This window comes from Hyphomicrobium sp. 01T421, assembly GCF_056398805.1.
Window position 1 is genome coordinate 931,933 of record NZ_JBFTQC010000001.1, and the last position, 26,316, is coordinate 958,248.

The window sequence follows — 26,316 nt, forward strand, 5'->3', positions numbered from 1 at the left end:
GGAATGCTTACCGCTGGCTGCGCTGAAAGATCTCCCGCTCCAGCTCTGCCTCGGCACGAAGGTTTGCGAGATCGCGCGATACCGTAGCGACCGCTATTTTTCTACCTGCTTGGAAGTATGTGACCTTGCAATCGCGGGCCGCAGGATCGCCGTCGATTTCAATCTTGTCCCAGCGTTCGGCGTGACCCACGTAGCGGATCGCGACATCGTAATGCTGGCTCCAGAAAAACGGCACAGCGTCGAATCGCTCGTTGTGTCCGAGAATGTTGAGCGCAGCCGTTTGCCCCTGTCGCTCGGCGACGACCCAATGTTCGACGCGAATGGAAGAACCCGTATGCGGGTCGGGCCAGCGGGCGATGTCGCCAGCTGCGAAGATGCCGTCCGCGGTTGTCCGCAGATACTCATCGACAATAATACCGTTATCGACACGAAGGCCCGCTTGCGACGCCAACGCCACATCGGGATGAACGCCGATGCCAGCGACGACGAGATCCGTCTCTATGGCTCCTCCACTCTTGAGAATGACGCCTCTCTCGTTGATTGCTGCCGCACTTGTGCCAAGGTGAAATTTGACGCCGTGCTCCTCGTGAATGGCTCTGATCATGTCGCCGAGCTCTGGCCCGAGAACACGTTCCAGCGGACGCGATTGCGGCCCGATCACATGCACCTCGAGGCCGCGCTCGCGCAGCGCCGCCGCGGTCTCCAAGCCGATAAAGCTGGCGCCGATCACCGCAACACGTTTAGCAGTCTTGGCCTTATCGATCAGTGCGACGCTGTCATCGAATGTGCGCAGGTAGCGTAGCTTTGCGAGATCTGCGCCGGGAATGTCGAGCCGAACCGGAGAGGCGCCCGTAGCGAGTAGCAGAGCATCGAACTCGACGCGCGAGCCATCCTCCAGCGTTACGACGCGGGCGGTCGCATCGATCGAGGCGACGCGCGCTCCGAGGCGAACGTCGATCTGCTTCTTCTCGTAAAAGTCGGCCGAGCGCAGCGGGATCCAGTCCGCAGGGGCGGTCCCGGCGAGGAAATCCTTTGACAGATTGGGCCGGTCATAAGGTAACGCATCGTCCGCGCTGAGCATGGTGATGCGTCCGTCATATCCGTAACGGCGCAACATCTCTGCGGCGGCATTGCCGGCCGCGCCGCCACCGATGATGACGACCGACCGCAACTCGGCGCCGCTCTGCGCATGCTTGCGATCGACTTTCAACTTATCACGCACGAATAGCATGTCGCCATCGCGCTCCACGCGCCAGCAAGACACGGGATTGAGCGCTGGCGCGCGCAATGCCTCCCCAGTGCGAAAGCTGAAGCAGGCGTGATGCAGCGGACAGCGGACCGTGTCGTCGACCAAAAGGCCGTCGGCGAGAGGGCCATTGTAATGCGTGCAAATTGCGCCGATTGCGAAGATTTCATCGCCCTGCCGGGCAATCAGAACCGCATCGTCGCCGACATGACCCAGCAACATTGCACCGGAGGACAGATCCGAGGCAGCGATCCCTTTCGTCAAGTCCGGCCCACTTGGCTGTGCAGTTTCGGACATCGCATAAGTCTCCGCATCTGAAAGAACGTGAAGTTACCGTAGGGCTAGCCGCAACAGAATTATTCCTGCCCAAAGGCGAAGTCATCAATTGGCGCGCGCAGTCGCCTTAGACCTTGTGCTGACAAAGCTGGATGGCGATGCAGGCGCAGGCCGCCGGTAATACCCAGGCGAAATTTCCGATATGATAGACAGCAAGGGCCGCCAACGCACCTCCGGTCACGAAGCCGCAGACGGGGCGAAAATGGCATTCAAACGACAGCATATCATCGTTGCGCTCCGGCGGTCGCGCAATTGCCGCGACAAAGCTGAGGACGGCGTTCGCCAGATTTGAGGTCATGACAACAGTGGATGGCGCGTGGGGAAAGCAGAAATGCCGCAAAGTAAATTGGCACCCCATGGCGCAAACAGCCCACATCGCGGCGATGCCGGTCAACAATCCGTTCAGCCTCAAAGAGGGCGTCAGCGCGCAGGCGAGAACGACCACTCCCACAAGGAATGCAAATTGCGTAACGAGTAAAGGACGCAAGAGTTCAGCGCCAGATGCCTTCGATCGTGCTGCAATGAACGAGGTGCCCGTGACGGCCAAGACAAACATAGGAATGGTGAGCATCTGCGCAATTTTCATTGACCCGCTGCTGACGAGGCTAGCGGCGACCAATACGAGATTGCCTGTCATATGCGCGGCAAAGATATTGCCAAGCGTTATATATCCGAGAAGTTCAGTCATGCCCGCGATCACGCTTAGCAGCGTGAACAGACGTTTTTCGGACGGCATCAAAGCTTTGTCCAACGCGCTGAAAGCGAAGATCACAGACGTTTTCGACCGTCGAACGGCGGATTGCAACCGGTTTCGCTTGGCGCTTCCAGCCAAGGAAGCCGCTTGATGGCGGCTATGATGATCAAACGCTTTGATAACGCTCTGCGCCGGCGTGGGCGTAGGCGGTCACTGTGGGCCGCCTGCAGTGCTCCGATGGCTTATGCTAGACCATCCTGGTAAAGCCGACATTGTCCGCGATGACCGTCGTGGGACCGATAGGAAGCGGTTCCGGATTGGCGACGTCGAGCTTTTGAAAGTCGATCCTCTTCTTCCACACTTTCCGCAGAAAGTCCTCGAAGACCTGGATGGTCAGCTGCTCGCCGGGGCAGCGCCGATAGCCGAAGCCAAACGGCGCAAAGCCTGCGTGGTCGCACACAGGCAGCGGCTTGCTTTCGACGATGCCGTAGACCGTGCCAAACGCGCTATTGTTTATGGTGGCCTTTCGGCCATCGCGAACTTCGAATGACGTCCTGTCGAACGGGCACTTGGCAAAGCCGATTTGCTCGGATTTGGCTTCGTTGATCTGATGACTCGTCGGCGCGTTGATATACCGATCGGGGTCGAACTTATCGGGGTTCTTCCACTGCACAGGATCGAAGCCCGTGTCCCAATGCGGGCTGACGACATACCCAAATCGCTGATAGGGCGGCGTCCTCACCTCGTTCATCGCCGAAATGCTTCCGGCGTTCGGTGTGATCGTGCGGAACAATTCCATGACGAACCGCTCGAGCGGTGTGAACGCATTGCTTCCGGCGTTGTCGAAATCGCCTTCCATCGTCTTCTTGAACCAGACCTGAGTATCAGGATCGCCACTATCTTTCGCGAGCCTGAGCATGATGTTGTAAAGCGTGTTTCCCCATTGGCTCAGCGCCACGAAGTTGTGGAAGACTTCGAAGACCACATCTTGGTGCGCAAAATGTTCGCCGTCGCCGGCGTTCTTGATCCAATAGTAAGTGAACGTCTTCTCCGGGTTGGCCGTTGCGCCGCTATTGAGATCGGTGATCTTTTGGTCGATCCACGATTTCAGGAACGCGAGGTTCTCGCGCACGACCATGTAGTTGTCGTAGACGATCTTCTGCGTCGGATCACGATACGCAAGAACGGTGTTGAAGCTCTCTCCGATCTGGCGAACTCTTGCCGGAACGGCGTCGCCCTTAACGCCTAGATGCAAATCCCAGTAGAGGTCGAAATACGTTTCCAGATACGGCCGCATCAGAGGCCGGTTCGCGTTGCGCTCGTCGAGCAGCTTGTCAAAGAAGGCATCAACCTTCTCGCTGTACATCGGCCCATACAAATCCGGCGTCAGGGCCGACATGTAAATGCGCTTGCGGCGATTATCGGGTCCTCGCTTTTCCAGTCCCTGGAGAAAGACGGTGACGCCGTCTTGCGGAGCAGGCTTCCAGCTTTCGCTCAGCAATCCCCAGAGGTCATAGGGAAGCGCATTTTCCTTGGTGAATTTGACGTCGATCATCGGCAGATGCAGCCGCTCGCCCTGATATGTGCTCACCAGAAAATGCGGAACGATGACATTCTCGACGTAGGCGGGATCGAACTCCGCGAGGTATTGCTTGCGCAATCGTGCGACGGCCGCTTCGATGTCACTGGGTGCAAGGGGCTGTCCGGCGGCGGGCGGAGATTGAGAGGCGGCGGGCCGAGCGGCCAATCCGGTAACAGCAGTCGCAGTGCCGACTAGGAAGGCTCTTCGTTCCATTTGAATACCTCGCGGTTGGGGGAGACACCTCGTAAGAACAAGCGCGTGATGGGCTAGAAGCTTGGGAAGCGCACAGGATGTGGTCAGGCGAGACGCGGTCAGTGCATTTGAGCAGCCGCTTTAATTCGACGAAATAGTCAGACGAAAAAAGTCTCGTATAACGCGAGAATTACGCTCGCTGTTTTAATTTGCCAACCGCACGCTGCATTAACGCTAACAATTCTCCGCTCCGCACGATGCAGTCGGAGACGCATGATTTGGAACTGAATTGCGCGGCACGCTGAGGAAAAATTATCGCGATTTTTAAATACAAACATAAGACAGATTGCGTACACGGCGCGCTATACTTCTCGATAGACGGGGGACACTTGGAGGAATCGCCGATCACCAAGGAGTCCAAACGATGAAATATATTATCGCGACCGCAATCGCCGCTCTCTCTCTATCCGCGGCGACGACACTGGCAATCGCCGAAGATCAGTCGGCCACAGACCGAACTCGCCACACGTTCGGCGAAGAAGGCAAGCTTCCACCAGGTGGCGCCGTGAATACTCGAGTTCCAGAAATGGGCGCTGGCACCGGATCAAGCTCGGGCGCCGCAGGCACGTCTCATAGAATGGGCGACGAAGGCAAACTTCCTGCCACGAACTCAATGAGCAACGAAGTGCCGAAAATGACGAGCCCGAAGAGCCCGGACACACCGGACAAGTAGAATGTTATCGCGCCTGACTGAGGTCGTTCATTGAAGATCGCGATCGGCGCTTCCTGCTCAGCAGGGGCGCCGCTCGCAACTGAGAATTTTCAATTTGTTCGTAGGGTATTTAGGAGATAGCCATGACATTGAGGCCAACTCTAGAGTCTCATTCGGGAGCAGAAAATCAAAGCTGGTGGGGAGCAATGCTGGTCGGCGCCGTATTTATTGTGGCCGGGCTCTTCCTCTTGGGAGACGTCGTGGCTGCAACCCTGATCAGCGCATTTGTTATCGGCATTGTGCTCCTCATCGCTGGCGCGGCCGAAGTATTTCAGGCCTTCGCGGCCCCACACTGGCGCGGCTTCGTGGCCAGGCTACTCATAGGACTTCTGTACGCCGTTTGTGGCTTGATGCTTGTATCCGATCCAGCACGAGCCTCCGTCGTACTCACTCTGGTCTTCGCGCTGTCACTCATCGCCTCGGGGGCCGTCCGTATCGTCCAGGCGGTCGAGTACTGGCAATGGTACGGTTGGCTGCTGTTGGTCTCGGGGATAGTTGGCATTGCGGCTGGCCTTGTCATTCTTTCGAAATGGCCAGCCAGCGGTTTGTGGGTTCTGGGCCTCGTGGTCGCGATCGACCTTGTGCTTCACGGCCTGTGGTGGATATCGCTCGGCGGCCGTTTGCGTCACGAGCGAAGCGCCATCCCAGCCTAGCGGATCCGGCACAATCCGGGTGAGCGCCGTCCGGCAATTGAGCGGCAGATGCCAGCCTTCGACATGAGGGGACGATGGCTGGCGGAAGATGTGATGCTCACAAGCTCGACTGTGAAGCTCGCGGTGCGGACCTCGCGCTCTTCAAACGCTTGCCGCAGTCGTCGATTAAGCGCTCCATTTCGACGAAGCCGAGCTATTGGTCAGCGAGCCGCTAGCGTGGCGACGGAACTGATCAGTCAAAAGCTCGTGCCTTGCCGATTTCAGCAGACTGTTGATTTCGAATCGAAAGCATATGGTTGCGTGACGCATAGGCTTCCATTTCAGCCACAAGCGAATGCATCAAAATATTACCGATCCTCATTATCGGCACGCCGATCGATGGCAAATCAGCGCACTGATTCTATTCGGCTGATGCGTGGCGAATTGTTGAGGCATGGGGCTAGGGAAGCCACAAGGCAATAGCGCGCGCGATATCAGATTGAGAATTGCAAACGGACATTGGGCATAAACCCCGGGGGGCGATATGAGTCACGGTGCGCATAACAACGCGGCTTCTGCATCTGATGGCGGTTTGGCCGAACGCATGTCCTTTATTCAACTCGACGACGAGAGATGCAAAAGCATCCGTAGCATTAAACCCATCATCGACCGTGAGCTGCCCGTGGCGCTCGGCATGTTTTACGAGATGATCCGCAAAACTCCGGAAACGCGGAAATTCTTCAAAAGCGAGACGCACATGGTTGCGGCCAAGTCGGCCCAGGTCAACCACTGGGCGTCCATCAGCAATGCGGATTTCGACGCACGCTACGTTGCCAATGTGCGCAGAGTTGGCCAGACGCATGCACGCATCGGACTTGAGCCGCGGTGGTATATTGGTGGTTATGCCATCGTCGTCGAACACCTCATTCGTTCGGTGGTCAACGAAATGTGGCCGTCCGGATTTTCTTTTGGCCGGAAGAAAAATGACGCCGACGGCGTCGGGCGATGCGTAGGTGCGCTCGTCAAGGCAATGATGCTCGACATGGATTTCTCCATTTCTGTCTATGTCGAGGCCGCCGAGGAAGCGAGACGCAAGTACGAGGAGGACGCCGAAGCCGAGCGTATCCGGACAGAGCAGGCGAGACGCGAGGCGGAGCGAAAAGCCGAAGAGGAGGCGATCGGGCGCGAACGCGCCATGGTGTCCACTTCGATTGGGGCGGCGGTCGCAAAACTCGCCGCAAAAGACCTGTCGTTCCGATTGACCGACGATCTCCCGGACGCCTATCATAAGCTGCAGAAAGAATTCAATGCGGCTCTCGAGCAGTTCGACGAGACCTTGCAATCCGTCATCGCAAGCTCGCAGAAGATGACGTCGGGAACTCACGAGATAGCGGCCGCCGCCGACGACCTCTCTCGCCGCACGGAGCAGCAGGCGGCCAGCCTCGAAGAAACGGCGGCTGCTCTCGAAGAGATCACGATGACCGTCAAAAAGTCGTCGGAGGGCGCAGCCCATGCCCGCGATACGGCCGCAGCAGCCAAGAACGCCGCCGAGTCGAGCCGCGAAGTTGTTCGCCAAGCCGTCGATGCGATGGGTAACATCGAGAAATCTTCAAGGCAGATAACTCAGATCATCAGTGTGATCGATGAAATCGCCTTTCAGACAAATCTGCTCGCGCTGAACGCTGGTGTCGAAGCCGCGCGCGCAGGCGACGCCGGACGCGGATTTGCTGTGGTTGCTTCCGAGGTCCGCGCCCTCGCGCAGCGCTCGGCTGAAGCAGCCAAAGAGATCAAGACGCTCATCTCGACATCGAGTGGACAGGTCGAGCAGGGCGCGCGCTATGTTGCCGAAAGCGGCAAGACGCTGGAGCAGATTATTTCCCATGTCGTCGGCATCAATCAGATGATCGCCGAGATAGCCGGCGCCTCCCAGGAGCAGGCCAGTGGATTGCAGCAAATCAACACCGCGATCAACGCCATGGATCAGACCACTCAGCAAAATGCGGCGATGGTCGAAGAAACGACGGCCGCTTGCCACTCGCTGACTGAGGAGACGAACCAACTTTCAGACCTCATGAGTGAGTTCAAGGTCAATCAGAACTCGTCGATTATGGCGCTGAGGCAAACGTCGGCTCAAATGACGGCGGCGCGGCAATCGAACGTGAAGCCCGGCGCGGCAAAGTCCAGGCGCGACGTCCGGGCGACGGCTTTGAAAGCGTCGTCCTCGTCGGGAGGTTCATCCGCAGCGCGCAAACCGGAGGAGGGATGGGAGGAATTTTAACGTTTCTCGACGCATGACCATGATTGATCGAAGTCCGATCCGAGGCTGAACAATGATCGAGAACCAAATGACTGAGGGAACGAAAACTCTCGAAGTTTTGGCGTTTCGCGTAGGCAACCAGGACTTCGGTATAGACGTGGTGGCGGTGCGGGAGATCCGTGGCTGGACGCCGGCCACTCCGCTGCCTCATGCGCCGAGTTTCCTATGCGGCGTGGTCAACCTGCGTGGCATCGTGCTGCCAATTATCGATCTCGCGGCCCGGCTGGGATTCTCGCCGGCCGAGCCAACAGCGCGTCACGCCATCGTCGTCACTCAGCAGGGCGAGCAAGTGATTGGCCTGCTCGTCGATGGCGTCTCCGACATTCTGACAATTGATTTGGCGCAAGTTCAGCCGACGCCCGAAGTCGCCTCTGATATGGCCAAGTCATTCGTGCGTGGCGTCATCCCGATTGACGGCCGCATGATCAGCCTTCTTGCCTTGAATACGGTGCTGCCGACTGTGGATCAGCGCGCCGCCTAGCGGCTGCCTCTCACCTCCACTTGATCCCCCCTAAAGCAGGCAGTGCTTCCTTAGGGACAGGAAGTCCGAAATAATATCCCTGTGCTTCTCTGCATCCGTTGTTCACGAGAAAGTCCAGTTGGAAGCGGTTTTCGACGCCCTCCGCGAGAACCTCGAGGCGTAAGCTCCGGCCGAGACCGATAATGGCCGCGGCAATGGCCTGCGCCGCACCGCCGGATTCCAAATCCGAAACGAAACTGCGGTCGATCTTGAGCTTGTCGATCGGCAGCTTTTGAAGATACGCCAACGACGAATAGCCGGTGCCGAAGTCGTCGACGGCGAGGCGCAATCCCAAGGCCTTTAAAGCATGAAGGATAGCCACAGGGGCTTTGCCTTGCCCCATGAGCGTGCCTTCGGTTATTTCGAGTTCGACCACGGAAGGGTTGAGATCGAACTCCTTCAGGATGCTTTGAAGCGTATCGACAAATCCGGCGTTGCGGAGCTGCTGAGCCGACACGTTGACCGCCATCGTCTTGAGGTCCGCACCGCCGTCAAGAAGTTCTTTCATATCGCGGCACGCGGTCCGAAGCACCCATTCGCCAAGCGGAACGATAAGTCCCGTCTCTTCGGCGGCCGGGATGAAATCCCCCGGCGGCACGACCTTACCGCTCGCAGTCTTCCAGCGGACCAGGGCCTCAAAACCCGTCACCTTGCCGCCGGGCATAGAAACGAGAGGCTGATAGTGGAGAATGAACTCTTCGCACGCGAGCGCTTGCCTCAATTGCAGGTCAGCCGAAAGCCGTGTGTTGGCTGCTTCCGTCAGGCGGGTCGAGAAGAAGCGATACGTGCCCTTGCCAGCGCACTTTGCGTGATAGAGCGCCGCGTCTGCGTACTGTATCAACGACGCAGCGTCCCGTCCGTCATCGGGAAATAGGCTGATCCCGGCGCTTGCGCCGAGCCACACCTGCCGTCCCCCGGAAAGAAAATACGGCTGGCATAACTGATCTAAAATCCTGCTGACGAGATCGCCAAGCGTTGAGCGCGGCGTCCCTTCGCAAAGCAACCCGAACTCGTCGCCTCCGAACCGGGCAACCATGTCTGAGGTTCGCACGCAGGAGGAAAGGCGCTCGGCTGCGCGTATCAAAACCTCGTCTCCGGCGGAATGCCCGAGGCTGTCGTTGACAAGTTTGAACCGGTCGAGACCGACGAAAATGACGGCACCCGTTGATTGCTTGGCATGTGCCCGCGCGAGCGCCTGATCAAGTCGCGACGTGAGAAGGCGCCGATTTGGAAGTCCGGTCAGGTCATCGTGTTGCGCGCGGCGTTCGAGTTCCCGCTGTGATGATTTGATCGGAGTGAGGTCCGCGCCGCTGCCGACATAGTGCGTCAGCTCGCCAGCCTCGGAACGGACGGCGCTGATTGTGAGTAGCGCCGGATAAATGTCCCCGTTTTTCTTCCTGTTCCAAATTTCGCCATGCCAACAATCATTCGCCTTGAGGCAAGTCCACATTGCTTCATAAAACGACTTCGGATGCATGCCGGATTGAAGAACGCGAATGTTCTGGTTGCGGATATCGTCAGCCGAGTAGCCCGTTATCCGCGAGAACGCTGCATTGGCGCTGATGATGCTGCCGCTGGCATCGGTTATGATGACGGCTTCGTGCGTGCAAGAAAGGATTGTCGAGGCGAGTTCTTGCTCGACGGTAAGCCGTAGATCGCTCCGCAATGCCCCGAAGGAGAGAACGTCTCCATTCTTCTCGTCGTGCTCTGTTCCGGGGACGAAGCTCATTTGGCAATTTTCCACTGCAAGCAGTCGCCTGCAGTGTGAGAGCGATATGGTGAAGCAAATTCTAAATCGGCGAGTAATTTGCGTCGACGCTATCTATCGGCCGGACATATTGAGTCACCGCGAAAATCGATGCTTGCGATACGAAACGAGTTCCTTTCGTTTCGGTCGGTTCGATCCCAGTTTATTTTCCATAATTTTTGTTGACTTTGGGAGGCAGGATTCGCGTATGAAGGCTCTGCTGGTTCGGGGGAAGAATGGTTGCGAAAGAGGTTGTTGACGTCCTTTTGCAGTTGAGTCGCGCGCTACTTGCGGAAAACGACGGAGACCAATTGACGGCCGCGCAGTGGATCGCCCTTCGCTATTTCTCGCGATCCAACGCCTACAGCCGTACCCTCACGGGACTGGCTCAGTATCAGGCGACCACCGCGGGCACGGCTTCACAGACGATCAAATGTCTCGAACAAGCTGGCTACGTTGAGCGCGATATCTCTGCGCGCGATGCACGAAGCTCGGTATTTACGATTACCGAAGCGGGACGTGCGGTCATGGAAGAGGATCCGCTCGCGCACCTTGGGCAGGAGATTGACGATCTAAGCGCCGCCGACATGCTGCATCTTCGCGATTTTCTGCGCTATCTATTGGCGAATATCGGCGGAGAGCAACCGCGCCGTCCCTTCGGTACGTGCAGGGATTGCGCATTTCTACTGACTCGCCAGGCGAGGGGCCCGAACGCCGCCCGGAGCAATCAATATATTTGCAAACTTTTGAATTTCTATATTTCGGAAGCCGAACTTAGCTATCTCTGCAAAAACTTTCAGGCGCTGCGCGAATTTCAGAGCCCTCAAAGTCGGGGTCCGGGTTGACCGCAACGGCAAGCGCGATCTGACGGCGGCCAACCGGCTGAATCCCAATCACATGGCCGGGCGTCGACCGGTCGCGCAGCGTTACGGGCCGGATGAGCCCATCATTGGTGATGAGCTGACACCGCAGAGATCACCTCGCCGGAAAGATCGCGAGGGACAGAATGCGAAATGTCACCGAGGCTCAGCATCCCGACCATCCGCTTATTATCGTCGATGACGGGCAAGCGCCGGATTTTCTTCTCTTCCATGATGTGGAGTGCATCCTCAAGGTCCTCTTCCGCCTGACAGTAGACGATGCCCTTGGTCATCACGCTTTCGGCGGTGAGCTTCGACGGATCGGCAGAGTCTGCGAGCCCTCGGCATATGATGTCGCGATCGGTCACCATGCCGACGAGCCGGTCGTTTTTCCCGACGGGTAGACAGCCGATATCGAGGTTTCTCATCATCTGCGCGATCTGGTTTAGCGGCGTTTCCGGGCCGACCCATTCTGCACCTTTGTGCATTGCCTCCATCACTTTCATGGCAGTAACTCCCTTCATGCATCCAGTTTTAAAATCTCTTGAGCGGCCGATCGCACGTCATCGACACGACCATGCGCCTCCAACGCCGCAACTTGGATGAAGAACTGCCGAAACCGCGCATCGTTCACGGCAAACGCTAGCGTCTAGAACAATTGATCTCGATGCCGGCACGGGAAAGAAAGGATGGGTCATTCCACATCGCTTCGCGCAACCCAACGAGGCCCGACCTTCACGTAATCACGCTTGACGGCCGCCCATGCTATACGATGCGAGGCCTCCTCCTGTCGGGGATCGCCGATGTGCGCCTCGAACGCATGATTGAATGCGGCGCGATAAATATCCTGAGCGTGTTCAGGAAGGTGATCACGAACTGACGGCGGCAGGCTATGATTGTTCGGATAAGGCATTTCGGACTTCTCCGGAGAACAAAACTTGACCGAAATTTGCACCCAAATGACGCTAAACTCGTAGCCCTCGTTCTGAGTATGTTTATCTGGTTATGACCATCTCACTCGCCTACATACGACAGCGCTATTTGATCGAAGCGCAACCTCTTGATGCGGTCACCGAGTTGGCGCTCGCGGCTGATCCTCGATCAGGCGCCAAAGCCATCTTGGAAGCCATTGCGCGCCGGCGCTTTGCAAATCGCTCCGAGGGTCAGCGTCTTCGGAATTTACTGCGGTATGAGAACGCGCTGTGGGCGAAAGGCATCGTGCACATCGCGGGCATCGACGAGGCGGGTATGAGCCCACTTGCAGGCCCTGTCGCCGCAGCTGCCGTAATATTCAAACCTGGCTCGCGGATTCCGGGCATCGATGACTCGAAGAAGCTGAGCGCTGCGGCCCGCAATCGGCTTGCCGTGCAAATCAAGGAGTCCGCTCTCGCTTGGTCGGTAGGCTTCGCGGAAGTCGCCGAAATCGATTCAATAAATATCTACTGGGCTGGCATCCTCGCGATGCGCCGTGCGGTCGAAGGGCTTCGGTCCGCTCCCGAACATCTTCTGATCGATGCGCGCCGTATCAAGGACGTCAACATAGATCAGCAGGCTATCATCGGCGGCGATGCGAAAAGTCTGACGATCGCCGCGGCATCCATTCTCGCCAAGACGGCACGCGACGAGCTGATGGACAAGCTCGACGCCGAGCACCCGGGTTACGGCTTTTCGAAACACAAGGGCTATCCGGTTCGCGAGCATGTCGCTGCTCTGAAGAGGCTTGGCGCTTGCCCCATACATCGCCGTTCATTCGCACCGGTAAGAGAAGTGCTCGGGCTGCCTGGACTTCCTGCGTCAGCTCCATCGACGTAAGCGGGCTCAGCTCAGGCTTTTTGAGCCACGTCGCCGGATTTGAGCTTCTTCTCGCGCGTCAGGAAGCGGGCCATGACGATGAGGACGAGCGAGGCGACGAGAACGATCGTCGCGATAGCATTGATCTCGGGCGTGATGCCGCGCCGGATCGAGGCGAAGACGTAAATCGGCAGCGTTGTTTTCGAGCCGGCCACAAAGAACGCGATGATGAAGTCGTCGAAGGAAAACGTGAAGGCGAGCAGAAACCCGGCAAGGATGGATGGAGCGATCTGCGGAAATACAATCTCGCGGAACGTTGTCAGCGGGGTCGCGTAAAGGTCGCTCGATGCCTCGACGATGTCCCGGCCGAGGCTTGCGAGGCGCGCCCTCACGATCATCGTCACCAGAGCCATGGTGAACAAACCATGCGCCGCGACGATTGAGCCATAGCCGAGGCCAAGCTTCGGAGGATCGGTGCCGGGCCAAACAGCGGCGATCGCGGGATTCAAAAACGAGAACAGCTCCACGAGCGCGACCAGCGTTGCGATGCCGATGACGACGCCCGGTACGACGATCGCAGCGGAAAGCAGCCCGTCGAAGACGGCTCTTGTCCGTTGACCGAGGCGCTCTAAGCCGATCGCCGCCATGGTGCCGAAAATCGCGGCAAGGCTCGCGCTGGTGAAGGCGACAATGAGACTGGTTTGAAGGGCATCCATGAGGAAAGGATTGGAAAGCGCCCGGCCGTACCATTGCGTCGAGAAGCCGACGAGCTCGCTCGCATTGCGGCCGGAATTGAACGAGAACAGCACCACCAGTGCAATCGGCGCATAGAGGAACAGATACAGGGCGAAAACCAGCGCTCGCATCAGATCAGATCCACCTGACGCGTGCCGGAGACGCGCCATGCGATGCGCATGGCCACCAGAAGCACAGCGACGACGACCACGACAAGTGTGACGGCAATGGCAGATCCGAACGGCCAATTACGCGATTGCAGGAAGAGGTCGACCAGCGCATTGCCAATGAAGAAAACCTTTCCTCCTCCGAGGAGCTGAGGGATCAGATATTCGCCAAGTAGAAGGATCGTGACCAGTGCGACCCCCGTCATCACACCCGGCAGCGACAACGGCAGCGTGACGCCAAAAAAGGTCGAGATGGGCGACGCGCCAAGATCGGCCGAAGCATCGAGCAAACGCCGGTCGAGCTTTTCGAGACTGACGTAGATCGGCAGGATCATCAGCGGCAGGTAGCCGTAGACGATGCCGAGCAGCACCGCGCCGGGCGTATTCAGCAGCCGCACATCGTCGATGCCTGCGAGTTCGAGAAGATGAGGAATTCCGCGCGCGCCAAGTAGATACATCCAGGCGTAGGTCCGCACGAGCATGCTCGTCCAGAACGGTATGACGATCAGCGAGATGAGGAACATCCGGTATTTTTGATCGGCCTTGATCGCCAGATAATAAGCGACCGGATAGGCGATCAGCAGACAGGCGAGCGCCCCGATCGGAGCGAGCGTCAGCGTATTTACAAAGGCTGCGGAGCGGGCTCCGAGATTGGCAAACTGCGCAAGAGTGAAAGCGGGTTGATAGCCGCCCTCCGGTGCCCGCTCGCCAAATGCGAATATGACGACGGCGGTGAAGGGCAGCACGAGAAACGTAAATAGCCAGACCGCGGCGGGCCCGACCAGGGCCGCGGTCACCAACCTTCTCTTGTTCTCGGCTGAAACCGCCATGTGATCTTGGCTTTCGGGAAGTGCTTTCCCTGAGGCCGTCCGGTTCTCGCCGTAATGACGAGGACCGGACTGTGGTCTCAAAGGCAACTGGGTCGGACTTGCTTAGGCGGACTTGAAGCGCGCCATCAGCTCGGCCCGGCCCGGATCGGTCAGCGTCACGGCCGCGCCGAATTCAAGCGGCGTCAACGCGGCTTCATCCGGATAGACGATCTTGTTCGACACGACCTCTTTAGGCAGCAGCGAGATCACCCGGCTGTCGGTGGTCGGAGCGCCGTTGGCGATATGCTCCTTCACCGCGTTCTGCGGATCCATCAGGTAATTGAGCAGCGCATAGCCTGCCGCCTTGTTCGGAGCATCCTTGGGGATAGCGTAGTAATCCGTCCAGATCTCGCCGCCGTCCGTACCCAGAACGTAGTCGATCGCCGGTATGTCGCGATTGAGCTGCGCGCCGTCGTTGGTCCAGCACATTGTCATCCAGGCATCGGTTGCGCGCATGCCGGGCTGGTAGTCGCTGTTGATCGCGAAAAGATGCGGCTTGACCTTGATGAGCAGTTCTTCCGCCTTGGCGAGTTCGTCGGCTTTGATCGAATTGAAGCCGAAGCCAAGCGCCACCAGCGCATTGCCGATCGTGGTCAGCTGGTAATCGTGCACCATCGCGCGATGATCGCCCTCGGTCTGGGCAACCTCGAAGAAGTCCTTCCAGGTCTTCATCGGCGTCTTGATCTTGGAGGTGTTGACCGCAAAGCCCGTGGTGCCCCAGTTCTTCGGCACCGCATACGTCTTCCCGTCGATCTGCCCTTCCTTGGTGAAGCGCGGGTTCTCGGTTGACGCACTGAAGTTCGATAGTTTCGACAGGTCGAGTTCGTCGATCAGACCGATCTTGTGATAGGTCGAAATCGTATAGTTGGTCGGCACGAAGAGCGACCAGCCGGTAGCGCCGGCCTGCAGCTTGGCCAACATCTCTTCGTTCGAACCGAAGACATTGACCTCGACCGCGACGCCTGTAGCGGCCTTGAAATTTTCGAATGTCGCTGGATCGTGGTAGTTCGGCCAAGTGGCGATCGACATCTTTGTGCCGAGGTCTTCCGCGGCGTATGCGGCCGTCGAAAACGCGCCTGGGCTGCGTGACATCACAGCTGCTGCGAGGCCGAGACCGGTGACGCCGAGGAAGTGGCGCCGGGTCACGGAGCCACGCTTGAAGCGCATGAACTCGTGCATGAAGTCGTCAGGCGAGATCGGCAGATTTTCCCTGTGCTTCTTGGTCATGTGCGTGTTCCCCTATGGTCAGGTGGCGCTTGAAACCGGAAAGAGATGTGCAGTGGTGGGATCGAAGCCGAGGAAGACCGTCTGCCCCGGTTCGACGAGTTCGCTTTCGTGAAGGTTGCGGCGGTCGGACGTAATCAAGAAGTCGCCGAGGCCCGGAACGGCGACCGAATACTCGGCGGTCGAGCCGAGGAATATCCGGTTTGTCACGGTGCCTTGGAACCCGGTGGCGCCGGGGTTGGCATGGCGATCGACGCGAATGGCTTCAGGGCGAATGGCAAGGATCGCATCGCCTGCAGTCATGCCCCGCCGCTCACCCACGTTGATTGCGGAGCCATCGGCGAGCCGTAAGGTCTGGCCATCGGCTTCGAGCCGCGCCGTGACGCGGTTGGTCTTGCCCACGAAGTCCGCCACGAACAGGTCGGCCGGGCGATCGTAGACCTCCTGCGGTGTGCCGAGCTGACTGATGCGGCCGGCATTCATCACGCACACGACGTCCGCCATCGACAAGGCTTCCTCCTGGTCGTGCGTGACGAGCACGAAGGTGATGCCGAGTTCGCGCTGCAGCGTCTGCAACTCGATCTGCATGGCGGTTCTGAGCTTTCTGTCGAGCGCCGCCAGCGGTTCGTCGAGCAGGAGAACGGCGGGCTTGTTTACGATGGCCCGCGCCAGCGCGACCCGCTGCTGCTGTCCGCCGGATAGCTCATGGACGCGTCGCTGCGCGAAGCCGCCAAGGCGCACCATCTCGAGTGCCAGGGCTACCTTCCGCGCAATCTCGGACGCCTCGATGCGAGGGCGCATCTGCTTCAGGCCGTAGCCGACGTTCTGCTCGACATTGAGGTGCGGAAACAATGCGTAGTGCTGGAACACCATGTTGACGGGACGGCGGTACGGCGCGATGCCGTTCATTTCCCGTCCGCTGATCGATACCGTACCAGAGGTGGGCTGCTCGAAGCCCCCGATCATCCGCAGGCACGTCGTCTTCCCACAGCCCGAAGGGCCGAGGAGCGCGAGAAAGGCCCCCTTCGGTACTTGCAGATCGACATCCGAAACGGCCGTTACCGCACCGTAGTTCTTGGTGACCGAACGGAACTCAATGTCATTGTGCAAACAGGATTCCCGGTGTGTTTCCTTAACCCCAGTGGCGTGGCGATCGATCTTAGTAGTGAATGAAGTTTCCTGACAGATAAAGCAAAGCGGCCCCGTTACCGCAACGGCAATTTTTCGCCGGCACCCTGAGTCAGCCCTTGACTAGAACCACAATGTGATCCGGCCGCCTGATCGACAGGCACAATGATCAATCGTCGATCTAACTGAGGAACGTTATCGCCAAGTGCTATCCGGACTTGGGGTCTCCTTGCCTTCGCGGATTACGACACCCGGGATGGTTCAAGGCCCTGACGGTCCTGGCCCACGCTCGGCCCTGCGCGTCGATCAAGCTCGGCATGCATGCGTTCAATATCGAGTGCTCCCTCCATCTTGGCGACGACGACCGTCGCAACTCCGTTGCCGATGAGGTTGGTCAATGCGCGCGCTTCCGACATGAAGCGATCGATGCCGAGTATGATCGCCATCGCGGTCACGTTGATCGTACCGCTGGCGGCAAGGGTCGCCGCGAGCACGATGAAGCCCGATCCCGTAACCCCGGCGGCGCCCTTTGACGTTAGCAGGAGGACTCCGAGAATGCCGAGCTGTTGCGCGAGCGATAGATCGACATTGGTCGCCTGCGCGAGGAACAGCGTCGCCATCGTCAGGTAGATGCAGGTGCCGTCCAGGTTGAACGCATAGCCCGTCGGGATAACGAGCCCGACGATGGACTCATCGCAACCAAGCCGCTTCATTCGCGCGATCATCCGAGGCAGAACCGACTCTGAGGATGATGTGCCAAGCACGATCAGCAGCTCATCCTTGATGTAGCGGATGAACTTGAAGATGCTGAAGCCCGCGAACCAGGAAATTGAACCCAGAACGAAAACGATGAAAATGATACACGTAAGATAGAATGTGCCCATCAAGGCTGCGAGAGAGCCGAGCGCCGAAACGCCGTATTTCCCGATCGTGAAGGCCATGGCACCGAAAGCGCCGATGGGCGCCGCTTTCATGATGATGCCGACGATGCCGAAAAGCACATGCGAAGTCTGATCGACGAGATCGAGCACGAGCTTGCCGCGTTGGCCCAGGGCCTGGAGCGCGAAGGCGAACAGCAGCGCAAAGAACAGGATCTGCAGAATGTTGCCGTCGACGAACGCGCCGAGGGCGGTCTTCGGAATGATATCGAGCAGGAACTCGACGGTGCCTTCCGCGTGCGCCTTGGTGACGTAACTCGCCACCGCGGAAGCGTCGAGCTGGCTCGGATCGATATTCATGCCCGCGCCGGGGCGAACGACGTTCGCGACGGTCATGCCGATGATGAGCGCCAGCGTCGTCACGATCTCGAAGTAGACGAGTGCCTTTATACCCGCGCTGCCGACGGCCTTCAGGTTCGACATCGACGCGACGCCATGTACCACAGTGCAGAAGATGACCGGCGCGATGATCATCTTGATGAGCTTGATGAAAGCGTCGCCGAGCGGCTTCATCTCTACTGCGATATCAGGATAAAAGTGGCCCAGAAGAACGCCGGCCACGATGGCACTCAGCACCTGCACGTAGAGGTGGGAATAGAAAGGCCTATTGGACGGAGCCTCGGGCAGCTCATCGCCTGGCCGTGCAGTCAGCAACATTGTTTCGAACACCCCCGAGGCTTTGAATTATCGGGGAGTATAGGCCAAGTTCCGGCCGATGAGTCGAATAGACACGTCCGCGTGTCGTGAAATGTCCTAAACACAGACACGAATCCATGTGTCCGCCAGGTCTTTCGAGACAAGATTTGCAATCCGAGGAGAAATTTCTTTGATCGTCAGACCGAAAGCCTCGCTGTTCGACATCCTGTTCGCGGTTCGTGGTTCGATCGCCGGCCGGGTCGCTTGGCGTTGCCTCTTCATTACGGTGTTGGCCTGTGTGGTCGTCTACGTCGGCAATTTTCACTTCGAGCCGCTAGCGCATCTCGGCACCGCCCCGTTTGGTCTGATCGGGATCGCGATATCCGTATTTATGAGTTTCAGGAACAGCGCGGCTTACGATCGTTGGTGGGAGGGGCGCAAGCAGTGGGGTGAGCTTCTGGTGCAAGCCCGATCGTTGTGCCGGGAATTGTCGGATTTAGATGACGAGGCAAAAAAGCGAATTTTCGTCCCCCTTATCGCCTACGTTCACGCTCTTTCGGCGCGCCTTCGCGATGAAGATGAGATCGCCGCAGCGCGGCCTTGGGAGGTAGTCGGCTCCGCTGCTCCCAACGTCTGCGATACCATTCTCAGGCAAATCGGAGGAGAACTCCTCGCGCTTAATAAATCTGGCGAGCTTTCGGATTGGCGTTATTCGTCTGCCGCGATCCGCATGAATGCAATTTCCAATGTGCAAGCAGCCTGTGAACGCATCAAGACGACGCCCTTGCCCTTTGCCTACACACTTCTCATTCACCGGACAGTCTATCTGTTTTGCGCCCTGCTGCCGTTCGCTCTTGCGCCTCAGCTTGGCTGGGGCACGCCAGTCATCGTCGCCTTCATCAGCTATACGTTCTTCGGCCTGGATGCGATCGGCGACGATTTGGCCGAACCCTTCGGATCAGCCGACAACAGCCTTCCTATTCGAGCGCTGGTCAGGACGATGGAGCGAGAGACAATGGACTTTTTGGGGCTGGGGCCGTTGCCCGATGAACTACAGCCTGTCGGCTATGTTTTGTTGTGAGCCATAAACGGCAGTGCGCCTGCGCGACGATTCCGGCCTATCGAGGCCGCACCTGGCCGTTCAGCGAATGGCACGTTGAAGTTTGCCGCCGAAAATGACGCGGCCGCTCCAAGCCCCGAGGGTGCGAACTTAAGCTTGGCTTAAGGTGCACAGGATTGGAGAGGCACGGGGATGCTGCACGGGGGTTGCTGCCCTGGAAAATCATCAGAGGGCAGAAACGCATGTGGATTGTTCGTTACGCGATCAGTCATCGCCACAGCATCGGGGTGCTCGCCATGCTTCTGCTGCTTGTCGGCGGGATGGCGGCCCGGCGCATGTCGACCGACATTCTCCCGGCGGTCAACATTCCGGCGATCAACGTCATCTGGACATACCAGGGTCTAAATCCGCAAGAGATGGCGAGCAAGCTGACCTCCTTCAGCGAACTCGCGATCATGAACAACGTCGATAATCTTCGCGAGGTGCGTTCCGAAACGATCAACGGCGTCGGCATCATCCGGGTTGCGTTTCAGCCGGGCACCGATGTGACCAATGCGTTCGCCCAGGTGACATCGGTGAGCCAAACCATTCTCCGGCGGATGCCGCCGGGAACCAGCCCGCCGTTGATTGTGCCTTATGTTCCCTCCAGCGTGCCGATCCTACAACTCGTACTCGCTTCCGATACGCTGTCGGACGGCGCCCTCTACGACTATGCGCGGCTTCAACTCCGCGCGCAGATTCAGTCCATCCCCGGCATCCGGCTGACGCTGCCTTATGGCGGCGCGTCGCGCCAAGTCATGATCGATCTCAAGCCGGAGGCGTTGCAAGCCTATGGCATTTCGCCGAGCGAGGTAGCACGGGCGACGGCCACGCAGAACCTGACGCTTCCATCTGGCGCGCTTCGTATCGATACCCGCGAAATCGCCATCACGACGAATGCGAGCCCCGAGCAGGTCGCGAGTTTCGCCGACCTTCCGCTGCGGTCCGTGGATGGCCGCGTGATCCGCGTCTCCGATGTTGCAAGCGTGCGAGACGGACAGGCCGTGCAGAGCAATATCGCCCGTCTCGACGGCCAAAACGCGGTCATCGTCTCGATATTGAAGCTCGGAGATGCGTCGACCCTCGGCATTGTCCAGCAGATCAAGCAACGCATGGGAGAACTGCAGGCGGCGGCGCCCGAGGGCGTGACCATCGCGCCGGTATTCGATCAGTCCCAATTCGTTAGCCGCGCGATCGATAACGTGGCAATCGAGGCAATCATCGTCGGTCTTCTTGTGGCCTTTGTTGTTCTGGTGTTCCTAGGGAGCTGGCGGTCGTCGCTGATCGTACTCACGTCCATCCCGCTGGCGCTTCTTGCCTCCGTTGCCGGGCTGGCGCTGACAGGTAACACGTTCAACCTGATGACGCTCGGCGGCTTGATGCTGGCCATCGGCATCCTGGTGGACAACGCGCTCGTTGAGATCGAGAACATCAACCGGAACCTCGAGGCCGGTCTTCCGTTGCAGGAAGCAATCCTGAAGAGCGCGAGCGAGGTCGTATTTCCCGAGTTTGTCTCGACGGTTGCGATCTGCATCGTCTTCTCGCCTCTCTTCCTGTTGACGGGCATCGCGGCCTTCGTCTTCGTGCCGTTGGCGCTCGCCGTCGTGTTTGCGATGGCGGCATCGTTCGTACTGTCGAGAACGTTGGTTCCGTCTCTCGCGTCGCTCATGTTGAGCGCGCACAACCCGCATCAGCCCCACCACCCGGGCCTCGTTTCACGCGCCGTTGAAGGCGGCCTCGCGTACCTCGAACGGCGAATAGCGCGCATCGCGCAGTTCTTGCTCGCATGGAAAGTCCTTCCCGTTGCGGGTCTTGTCTTCGCACTCGCGCTCGGTACGTTCGCCGGCACGAACGTCGGCCGTGAGTTCTTTCCGGAAGCGGATGCCGGCATGATCCGAATCTATGTCCGCGCGCAGACCGGGCTCAGACTTGAAGAAACCGCGCGCAAGTTTGCCGACGTGCAGCACGAAATTCGCAGCATCATTCCCGAAGGCGAAGTCGGCTTCATTGCCGAGACCATCGGCAGTCCGGAGCCGATCAATCTCGCGTGGGTCGAAAGTGGGGTCATCGGCTCCTTCGACGGCGAGATCCTCGTGCAGCTTGCCAGTCCGCACGCTCCGACCGCGGGATACGTCAGCCAAATTCGCCAAAAACTCAAAGAGCGTTTCCCTGAACTTGCGTTCTATTTCCGTCCGGCGGACGCGACGGCTCAAACTCTCGCGGCCGGCACCCAGACCGCGATCGAGGTGCGCGTGATCGGACGTGACGTTCCCGGCAACGCCGAGATCGCTGGCGATTTAATGGCGCGTATGAAGGAGATCCCTGGTGCAGTCGACATCACACCGCGGCAAGTGCGCGATCTGCCGTCTTATTATCTCGAGATCGACCGGGTGCGCGCGCTGCAGCTCGGCGTGACGCCGCAAGATTCAGCGACCGCGTTGCTGACTGTTCTCGGCGCCTCCGGAACCGTGTCACCGAACTTCTGGAGCGATCCAAGCCAGGGCATGTCGTATACGGTTCAAGTCGTCGCGCCGCCGGTAAATCTCAACTCGCCGGAGCAGCTGCTCAATATACCTGTGAAAACAGCTGCGAACGGCCAGCAGGTCACGCTTAGATCGTTTGCCACCCTGCAGCTCAGAACATTGGCGGCCAACATCGACCGCGTCACCTTGCAGCCCATGACGACCCTGTTGGCCAACACCGAGGGGCGCGATCTCGGCGGCGTCTACCGGGACGTGGAAAGCGCGGTGGACGCAGTGAGGCCGCGCCTGAAGCCCGGTAATCGCATCGAAATCGCCGGCCAAGCCCAATCGATGGCTCAGGCCTACGGCGAGATGATTTCCGGCCTGATGATGGCGGCAGTGTTCGTCTATCTCGTGATGGTCGTGAATTTCCAATCGTGGCTGATGCCGCTGATCGCAATGGGTGGTCTGCCGGTCGCAATCTCCGGGGCAATGTTTGCACTCTACGTGACGGGCACACCGCTTTCCGTTCCGGCGCTTACGGGTCTCATCATGGTCATCGGCGTTTCGACGGCAAACAGCGTGCTGGTCACGAGCTTCGCGCGCGACCGCTTGCATGAGGGCGAAACGCCGGCTCAAGCGGCGCTCGATGCCGTGCGGACGCGGCTTAGGCCGGTGCTGATGACAGCCACGGCGATGATCGTCGGCATTCTGCCAATGGCGCTCGGGCTCGGCGAAGGCGGAGAACAGAACGCGCCGCTCGGGCGCGCCGTGGTTGGCGGACTCTTGTTCGGGACGGGTGCAACGTTGACGTTCGTGCCGTTTCTCTTCGCTACGCTGCTTTCTTTACGTCTGCGTCGAACCAGAAATCAGCCCATCGCTGATGCGGATAGCGGCGTTGCCTTACCAATCGCGAAAAGTGCAGGAGCACATTGAATGGCCCCGAAGAAATTTGTCGCCGCGACCATTCTCTTCGTTTCGTGCGCAGGCCTTGGCGGCTTGATGTTCCGGGACGGCGGGACTGCCGGCTTCCTCAAGAAGCTGGTTGGCTTGCAGCGGGTGGCCGAAGCAGCCGACGGCGGCTCGCGCGACGCAAAAAGCTTAAGTGCCCGCTCGGTCCGTGTCGTCAAACCCCAGCCCGCTGCCGAGACCTCCATACTCACATTATCCGCGCGCGCAGCACCTGCCGAGCAGGCATACATCTTGTCGCGCGTGAACGGCATCGTCGGTGAGCGGCGTGTCGACATTGGCGATCGCGTGGAAGCGGGTGACGTGCTTCTGCGCATCGAGGCGCCCGAGGTCGATCAGGAGCTCATGCGGGCCCGCGCGGCTGGCCGCCAGATCGAAGCGCGGCTCACCCTTGCAAAGTTGGAGCTGGAGCGTGCAGAGGTTCTGGTGCCGAAGGGACATGTCTCGGTGCAAATTCGCGATGCACGTTATGCTGCAAAGTTGACGGCCGAGGCAGATCTGGAAGCGGCTCGCGCCGAGGTGAAGCGGCTCGAAGAAATTCAAAGTTTCCAGACCGTGCGTGCTCCCTTCGCCGGCACGATCATCGCGCGCCAGGTCGAACGCGGCAACAAAGTCACGGCCAATCAAACTCAGTCAGAAGGCTTTCTGCTTCGGATCGGCCGGCTCGACGAACTGAGACTTGAAATTGACGTCCCGCAATCGGCTTCGCTCAAGGTCGGCGCGGGTACCGAGGCGCGTGTCGTGTTTGCGGAGCTACCCGGCCAAACGTTTAACGCCAGCGTCGGGCGCTCATCGGGTCTCATCGATCCGTCCTCAGGCACCATGCGCGTTGAATTTCTCATGCCCAATCCTGAGCGGCGCATCCCTGCCGGCTTGATCGGCCAAGTGAAGATCGATGTGAGTAGCGGCAAGGGTTCCGTGCTGGTGCCGACTAACACGATCGTTACCCGCGCGGGCCGTCAGGTTGTTTTCGTCGTCGACAATCAGGGTGTGGTGCAAATCAAGCCGATTATCGTCGATCGCGATCTGGGCCAGAGTGTCGTCGTCACGTCAGGGCTGACGACCGGAGATCGGGTCATCATCAGCCCGAATGCGCTTCTCCGGGAGGGCGATAAGGTCGATGTTAAAGTGGCCAAAGGTCAGGGCGTGAGCTGATGCCGGTTTCGCACGGAGGGGTAGACAACGTCGCAGATCGTCGATCTCCTTAAGCCAGCCTTAAGCGAAGCCTAAATGATGCCATGATGAAGGTCTCGCCGGAAAATGCGTGAGCGGCACCTGAGCGCTTTGCGCTGAAGCAGAGGATGGGAAGATCGATGCGGATCCTCGTTGTTGAGGATGATGCCATTCTGCTCGATGGTTTGCAGGTGGGATTGAATCTCAGTGGCTTCACCGTGGAAATCGCGGCCTGCTACGCGGAGGCCGAAACGGCGATGCGCGCAGGTGAGTTCGATGCGATCGTGCTCGATCAGATGTTGCCGGACGGCTCCGGTTTGGACTTGTTGGGATCGTTGCGCCAACGCGGGAACACCGTTCCTGTGCTGTTGCTGACGGCGCGAGATACTGTCGTAGACCGGATCACGGGGCTCGACGCAGGCGCTGACGATTATCTCGGAAAGCCGTTCGACCTGGATGAAGTGGCCGCTCGCTTGCGAGCGCTGATCCGGCGCGCCGCGGGGCGCGCGACAGAGACCATCGCCTGGCGGGATATTGTGATCGAGCCCGCGTCGATGACTGTCAGAAAATCCGGCGACCAGGTGCGGCTTTCCCGGCGCGAATTTTCAATTTTGAAAGTCTTGATGGATCGACCCGGACAAATCCTGTCGAAGCGCCAGCTCGAGGAAAAGCTTTACGGCTGGCAGGAGGATGTCGAAAGCAACACGGTCGAAGTTCACATTCATCACCTGCGCGCCAAGCTCGGTAATCATGTGATCGAGACAGTGCGTGGCATCGGCTATCGGCTGTATGAGGACGCATCATGAGGTCCATCCGCGCGCGCTTGTTCCTCATCCTGATGCTGACGACCGGAGGCGCTTGGACAGGCGCGGCCTGCTGGATCTATTTCAGCACGAGTGCCGAGGTGGAGCGGGCGCTCGATGCCCGCCTTATTGAAGCGGCACGAATGGTGAGTTCGTTGATCACCAATCAGGAGAAGCATTCCGATCGTCCTGGCCAAAGTCTGCTCAGTCCAGCCGCAAACCGCACGCTTTATGATCGGCAGCTGTCTTGTCAGATCTGGGCTCTCGACGGCTCGCTCGTCGGGCGCTCGGATGATGCACCTGAGACGCCGCTGACTGGAGATGCGTCGGGATTTTCGGACAACAGTGTCGGTGGAGAGCGCTGGCGCGTCTATGCCGCCGAGAACAAAGCGGCAGGAATTCGGGTGCTGGTTGGCGACAACTTGCGGGTGAGGGAGAAGCTCGTCGCTGCAGTCATTAAAGGGCTTTTGATTCCACTCCTGCTGATAGCCCCCATCATGGCTGCCCTCATTTGGCTGAGCGTTGGCCGGGGACTGGCTCCTTTGAACCGGATGGCTGGTGCGCTTCGGACTCGCAGTGCATCTGATCTCAGTCCGCTCGTTGAGAGTGGAGCGCCGTCCGAAATCCGGCCGGTCATCAAATCGCTCAACGGCCTGTTTGATCGCGTCACCGCGGCGCGCGAGCACGAGCGAAACTTTACGGCATTCGCGGCGCACGAATTGCGAACGCCGATCGCAGGCTTAAAAGTACAAGCGCAAATCGCTCTTTCGAGCGAAGACGCGGCCGTGCGCAATAAGGCTCTTCGGCAAGTTGCTTTCGGCGTTGATCGTACATCCCGTCTGCTTCGCCAACTGATGGATATAACGGCGGCGGAATCCAGTGAAGTCTATCCGCCGGAGGATGGCATCGAACTTCGCAAGAGTTTGGAATTCGTCGATGAGCAACTTCGTTACCAGCTATCCCAATCGGCGCAGGTGCATTTCGATCGCAGCCTCGACGGCATTCGGCTGAACATGGATCCGATCCTATTTGCGATGGCCGCTCGCAATCTCCTCGAGAACGCCATCCTTCATTCGCCGAATTCCGGCATCGTGCGGTGTTCGGCCGAGCGAGATGGTAACGTCGCGGTCATCTACATCGATGACGAAGGTCCCGGAATACCCGCCGACGAGATCGCCAACGTGAGGGATAGTTTTTTTCGAGGGCGAAATCGGGCTGCTATCGGCAGCGGGCTGGGCCTCTCGATCGTGGGTTTAGCGCTCGCGCGCGCGAAGGGAAGTTTCGCACTCTCAAACCGCTCGGAGGGCGGCTTGCGCGCTGAGCTTCGCATCGAAATTTCCGAACTATGCGTCGATGCTCTGGATGCAGATAAGGTTGGTCAATGCGCGCGCATCCGGCATGAAGCGATAGATGCCTAGTATGAT

The 26,316-nt window shown here is 58.8% G+C and carries 22 protein-coding genes; 11 read left to right on the plus strand and 11 right to left on the minus strand.

Annotation, left to right across the window (positions count from 1 at the left end; translation table 11 throughout):
• Positions 1-7: 7 nt before the first annotated feature.
• From AC1DK3_RS04305 to AC1DK3_RS04315, 3 genes are all read right to left on the minus strand, one after another.
• Positions 8-1,543, minus strand: a complete 1,536-nt coding sequence (locus AC1DK3_RS04305) for an FAD-dependent oxidoreductase (RefSeq protein WP_477191044.1) — start codon at positions 1,541-1,543, stop codon at positions 8-10.
• Between the two features lie 106 nt (positions 1,544-1,649).
• The gene (locus AC1DK3_RS04310) at positions 1,650-2,354 is read right to left on the minus strand and encodes a YoaK family protein (protein WP_477191045.1); all 705 of its coding nucleotides are present in this window, start codon (positions 2,352-2,354) and stop codon (positions 1,650-1,652) included.
• A gap of 169 nt (positions 2,355-2,523) precedes the next feature.
• Positions 2,524-4,071 (minus strand): cytochrome P450 family protein, encoded by a 1,548-nt coding sequence (locus tag AC1DK3_RS04315; RefSeq protein WP_477191046.1) that lies wholly within the window; start codon positions 4,069-4,071, stop codon positions 2,524-2,526.
• A gap of 403 nt (positions 4,072-4,474) precedes the next feature.
• On the opposite strand from AC1DK3_RS04315, the gene AC1DK3_RS04320 reads away from it, so the two are divergent.
• From AC1DK3_RS04320 to AC1DK3_RS04335, 4 genes are all read left to right on the plus strand, one after another.
• The gene (locus tag AC1DK3_RS04320) at positions 4,475-4,783 is read left to right on the plus strand and encodes a hypothetical protein (RefSeq protein WP_477191047.1); all 309 of its coding nucleotides are present in this window, start codon (positions 4,475-4,477) and stop codon (positions 4,781-4,783) included.
• Between the two features lie 122 nt (positions 4,784-4,905).
• The gene (locus tag AC1DK3_RS04325) at positions 4,906-5,475 is read left to right on the plus strand and encodes an HdeD family acid-resistance protein (protein WP_477191048.1); all 570 of its coding nucleotides are present in this window, start codon (positions 4,906-4,908) and stop codon (positions 5,473-5,475) included.
• Between the two features lie 583 nt (positions 5,476-6,058).
• Complete coding sequence (locus tag AC1DK3_RS04330) at positions 6,059-7,732, plus strand: methyl-accepting chemotaxis protein (protein WP_477191049.1); 1,674 nt, start codon at positions 6,059-6,061, stop codon at positions 7,730-7,732.
• Positions 7,733-7,799: 67 nt separating this feature from the next.
• A complete protein-coding gene (locus AC1DK3_RS04335) occupies positions 7,800-8,252 on the plus strand; it encodes a chemotaxis protein CheW (RefSeq protein WP_477191050.1) in 453 nt (150 codons plus the stop codon).
• 10 nt (positions 8,253-8,262) lie between these two features.
• Here the strand turns inward: AC1DK3_RS04335 and AC1DK3_RS04340 are convergent, their stop codons facing one another.
• A complete protein-coding gene (locus AC1DK3_RS04340) occupies positions 8,263-10,020 on the minus strand; it encodes a putative bifunctional diguanylate cyclase/phosphodiesterase (protein WP_477191051.1) in 1,758 nt (585 codons plus the stop codon).
• A gap of 329 nt (positions 10,021-10,349) precedes the next feature.
• Between AC1DK3_RS04340 and AC1DK3_RS04345 the strand changes: the two genes are divergently transcribed.
• Positions 10,350-10,883 carry a MarR family winged helix-turn-helix transcriptional regulator gene (locus AC1DK3_RS04345; protein ID WP_477191052.1) on the plus strand — a complete coding sequence of 178 codons (534 nt, stop codon included), beginning with the start codon at positions 10,350-10,352 and terminating at the stop codon, positions 10,881-10,883.
• Positions 10,884-10,984: 101 nt separating this feature from the next.
• On the opposite strand, the gene AC1DK3_RS04350 is transcribed toward AC1DK3_RS04345, so the two are convergent.
• Together AC1DK3_RS04350 and AC1DK3_RS04355 are read right to left on the minus strand one after the other, a co-directional pair.
• Positions 10,985-11,404, minus strand: coding sequence for a CBS domain-containing protein (locus AC1DK3_RS04350; protein WP_477191053.1), 420 nt, complete (start codon positions 11,402-11,404; stop codon positions 10,985-10,987).
• Positions 11,405-11,592: 188 nt separating this feature from the next.
• On the minus strand, positions 11,593-11,811 hold the full coding sequence (locus tag AC1DK3_RS04355; RefSeq protein ID WP_477192871.1) for a ChaB family protein: 219 nt from the start codon (positions 11,809-11,811) through the stop codon (positions 11,593-11,595).
• 92 nt (positions 11,812-11,903) lie between these two features.
• Here AC1DK3_RS04355 and AC1DK3_RS04360 point away from each other — a divergent pair, with 92 nt between their 5' ends.
• A complete protein-coding gene (locus tag AC1DK3_RS04360; RefSeq protein WP_477191054.1) occupies positions 11,904-12,710 on the plus strand; it encodes a ribonuclease HII in 807 nt (268 codons plus the stop codon).
• A gap of 11 nt (positions 12,711-12,721) precedes the next feature.
• Here the strand turns inward: AC1DK3_RS04360 and AC1DK3_RS04365 are convergent, their stop codons facing one another.
• The 5 genes from AC1DK3_RS04365 to AC1DK3_RS04385 all read right to left on the minus strand — a co-directional run bounded on the left by AC1DK3_RS04365 (position 12,722) and on the right by AC1DK3_RS04385 (position 18,401).
• Entirely contained in the window at positions 12,722-13,555 is an 834-nt protein-coding gene (locus tag AC1DK3_RS04365) for an ABC transporter permease (protein WP_477191055.1), read from the minus strand.
• Positions 13,555-14,421 carry an ABC transporter permease gene (locus tag AC1DK3_RS04370; RefSeq protein WP_339085253.1) on the minus strand — a complete coding sequence of 289 codons (867 nt, stop codon included), beginning with the start codon at positions 14,419-14,421 and terminating at the stop codon, positions 13,555-13,557. The genes AC1DK3_RS04365 and AC1DK3_RS04370 overlap by 1 nt, the downstream gene beginning before the upstream one ends.
• Positions 14,422-14,523: 102 nt before the next feature.
• Entirely contained in the window at positions 14,524-15,687 is a 1,164-nt protein-coding gene (locus AC1DK3_RS04375) for a polyamine ABC transporter substrate-binding protein (protein WP_477191056.1), read from the minus strand.
• An 18-nt stretch (positions 15,688-15,705) separates the two neighbouring features.
• Complete coding sequence (locus AC1DK3_RS04380; RefSeq protein WP_477191057.1) at positions 15,706-16,794, minus strand: ABC transporter ATP-binding protein; 1,089 nt, start codon at positions 16,792-16,794, stop codon at positions 15,706-15,708.
• A gap of 260 nt (positions 16,795-17,054) precedes the next feature.
• On the minus strand, positions 17,055-18,401 hold the full coding sequence (locus tag AC1DK3_RS04385; protein ID WP_477192872.1) for a dicarboxylate/amino acid:cation symporter: 1,347 nt from the start codon (positions 18,399-18,401) through the stop codon (positions 17,055-17,057).
• Positions 18,402-18,576: 175 nt separating this feature from the next.
• On the opposite strand from AC1DK3_RS04385, the gene AC1DK3_RS04390 reads away from it, so the two are divergent.
• From AC1DK3_RS04390 to AC1DK3_RS04410, 5 genes are all read left to right on the plus strand, one after another.
• On the plus strand, positions 18,577-19,467 hold the full coding sequence (locus AC1DK3_RS04390) for a bestrophin family protein (protein WP_477191058.1): 891 nt from the start codon (positions 18,577-18,579) through the stop codon (positions 19,465-19,467).
• Positions 19,468-19,688: 221 nt separating this feature from the next.
• Positions 19,689-22,883 (plus strand): efflux RND transporter permease subunit, encoded by a 3,195-nt coding sequence (locus tag AC1DK3_RS04395; RefSeq protein ID WP_477191059.1) that lies wholly within the window; start codon positions 19,689-19,691, stop codon positions 22,881-22,883.
• The gene (locus tag AC1DK3_RS04400; protein WP_477191060.1) at positions 22,884-24,071 is read left to right on the plus strand and encodes an efflux RND transporter periplasmic adaptor subunit; all 1,188 of its coding nucleotides are present in this window, start codon (positions 22,884-22,886) and stop codon (positions 24,069-24,071) included. It begins immediately after the preceding gene.
• Between the two features lie 158 nt (positions 24,072-24,229).
• Complete coding sequence (locus AC1DK3_RS04405; RefSeq protein WP_477191061.1) at positions 24,230-24,895, plus strand: response regulator; 666 nt, start codon at positions 24,230-24,232, stop codon at positions 24,893-24,895.
• A complete protein-coding gene (locus AC1DK3_RS04410; RefSeq protein WP_477191062.1) occupies positions 24,892-26,310 on the plus strand; it encodes an ATP-binding protein in 1,419 nt (472 codons plus the stop codon). The genes AC1DK3_RS04405 and AC1DK3_RS04410 overlap by 4 nt, the downstream gene beginning before the upstream one ends.
• Positions 26,311-26,316 lie beyond the last annotated feature (6 nt).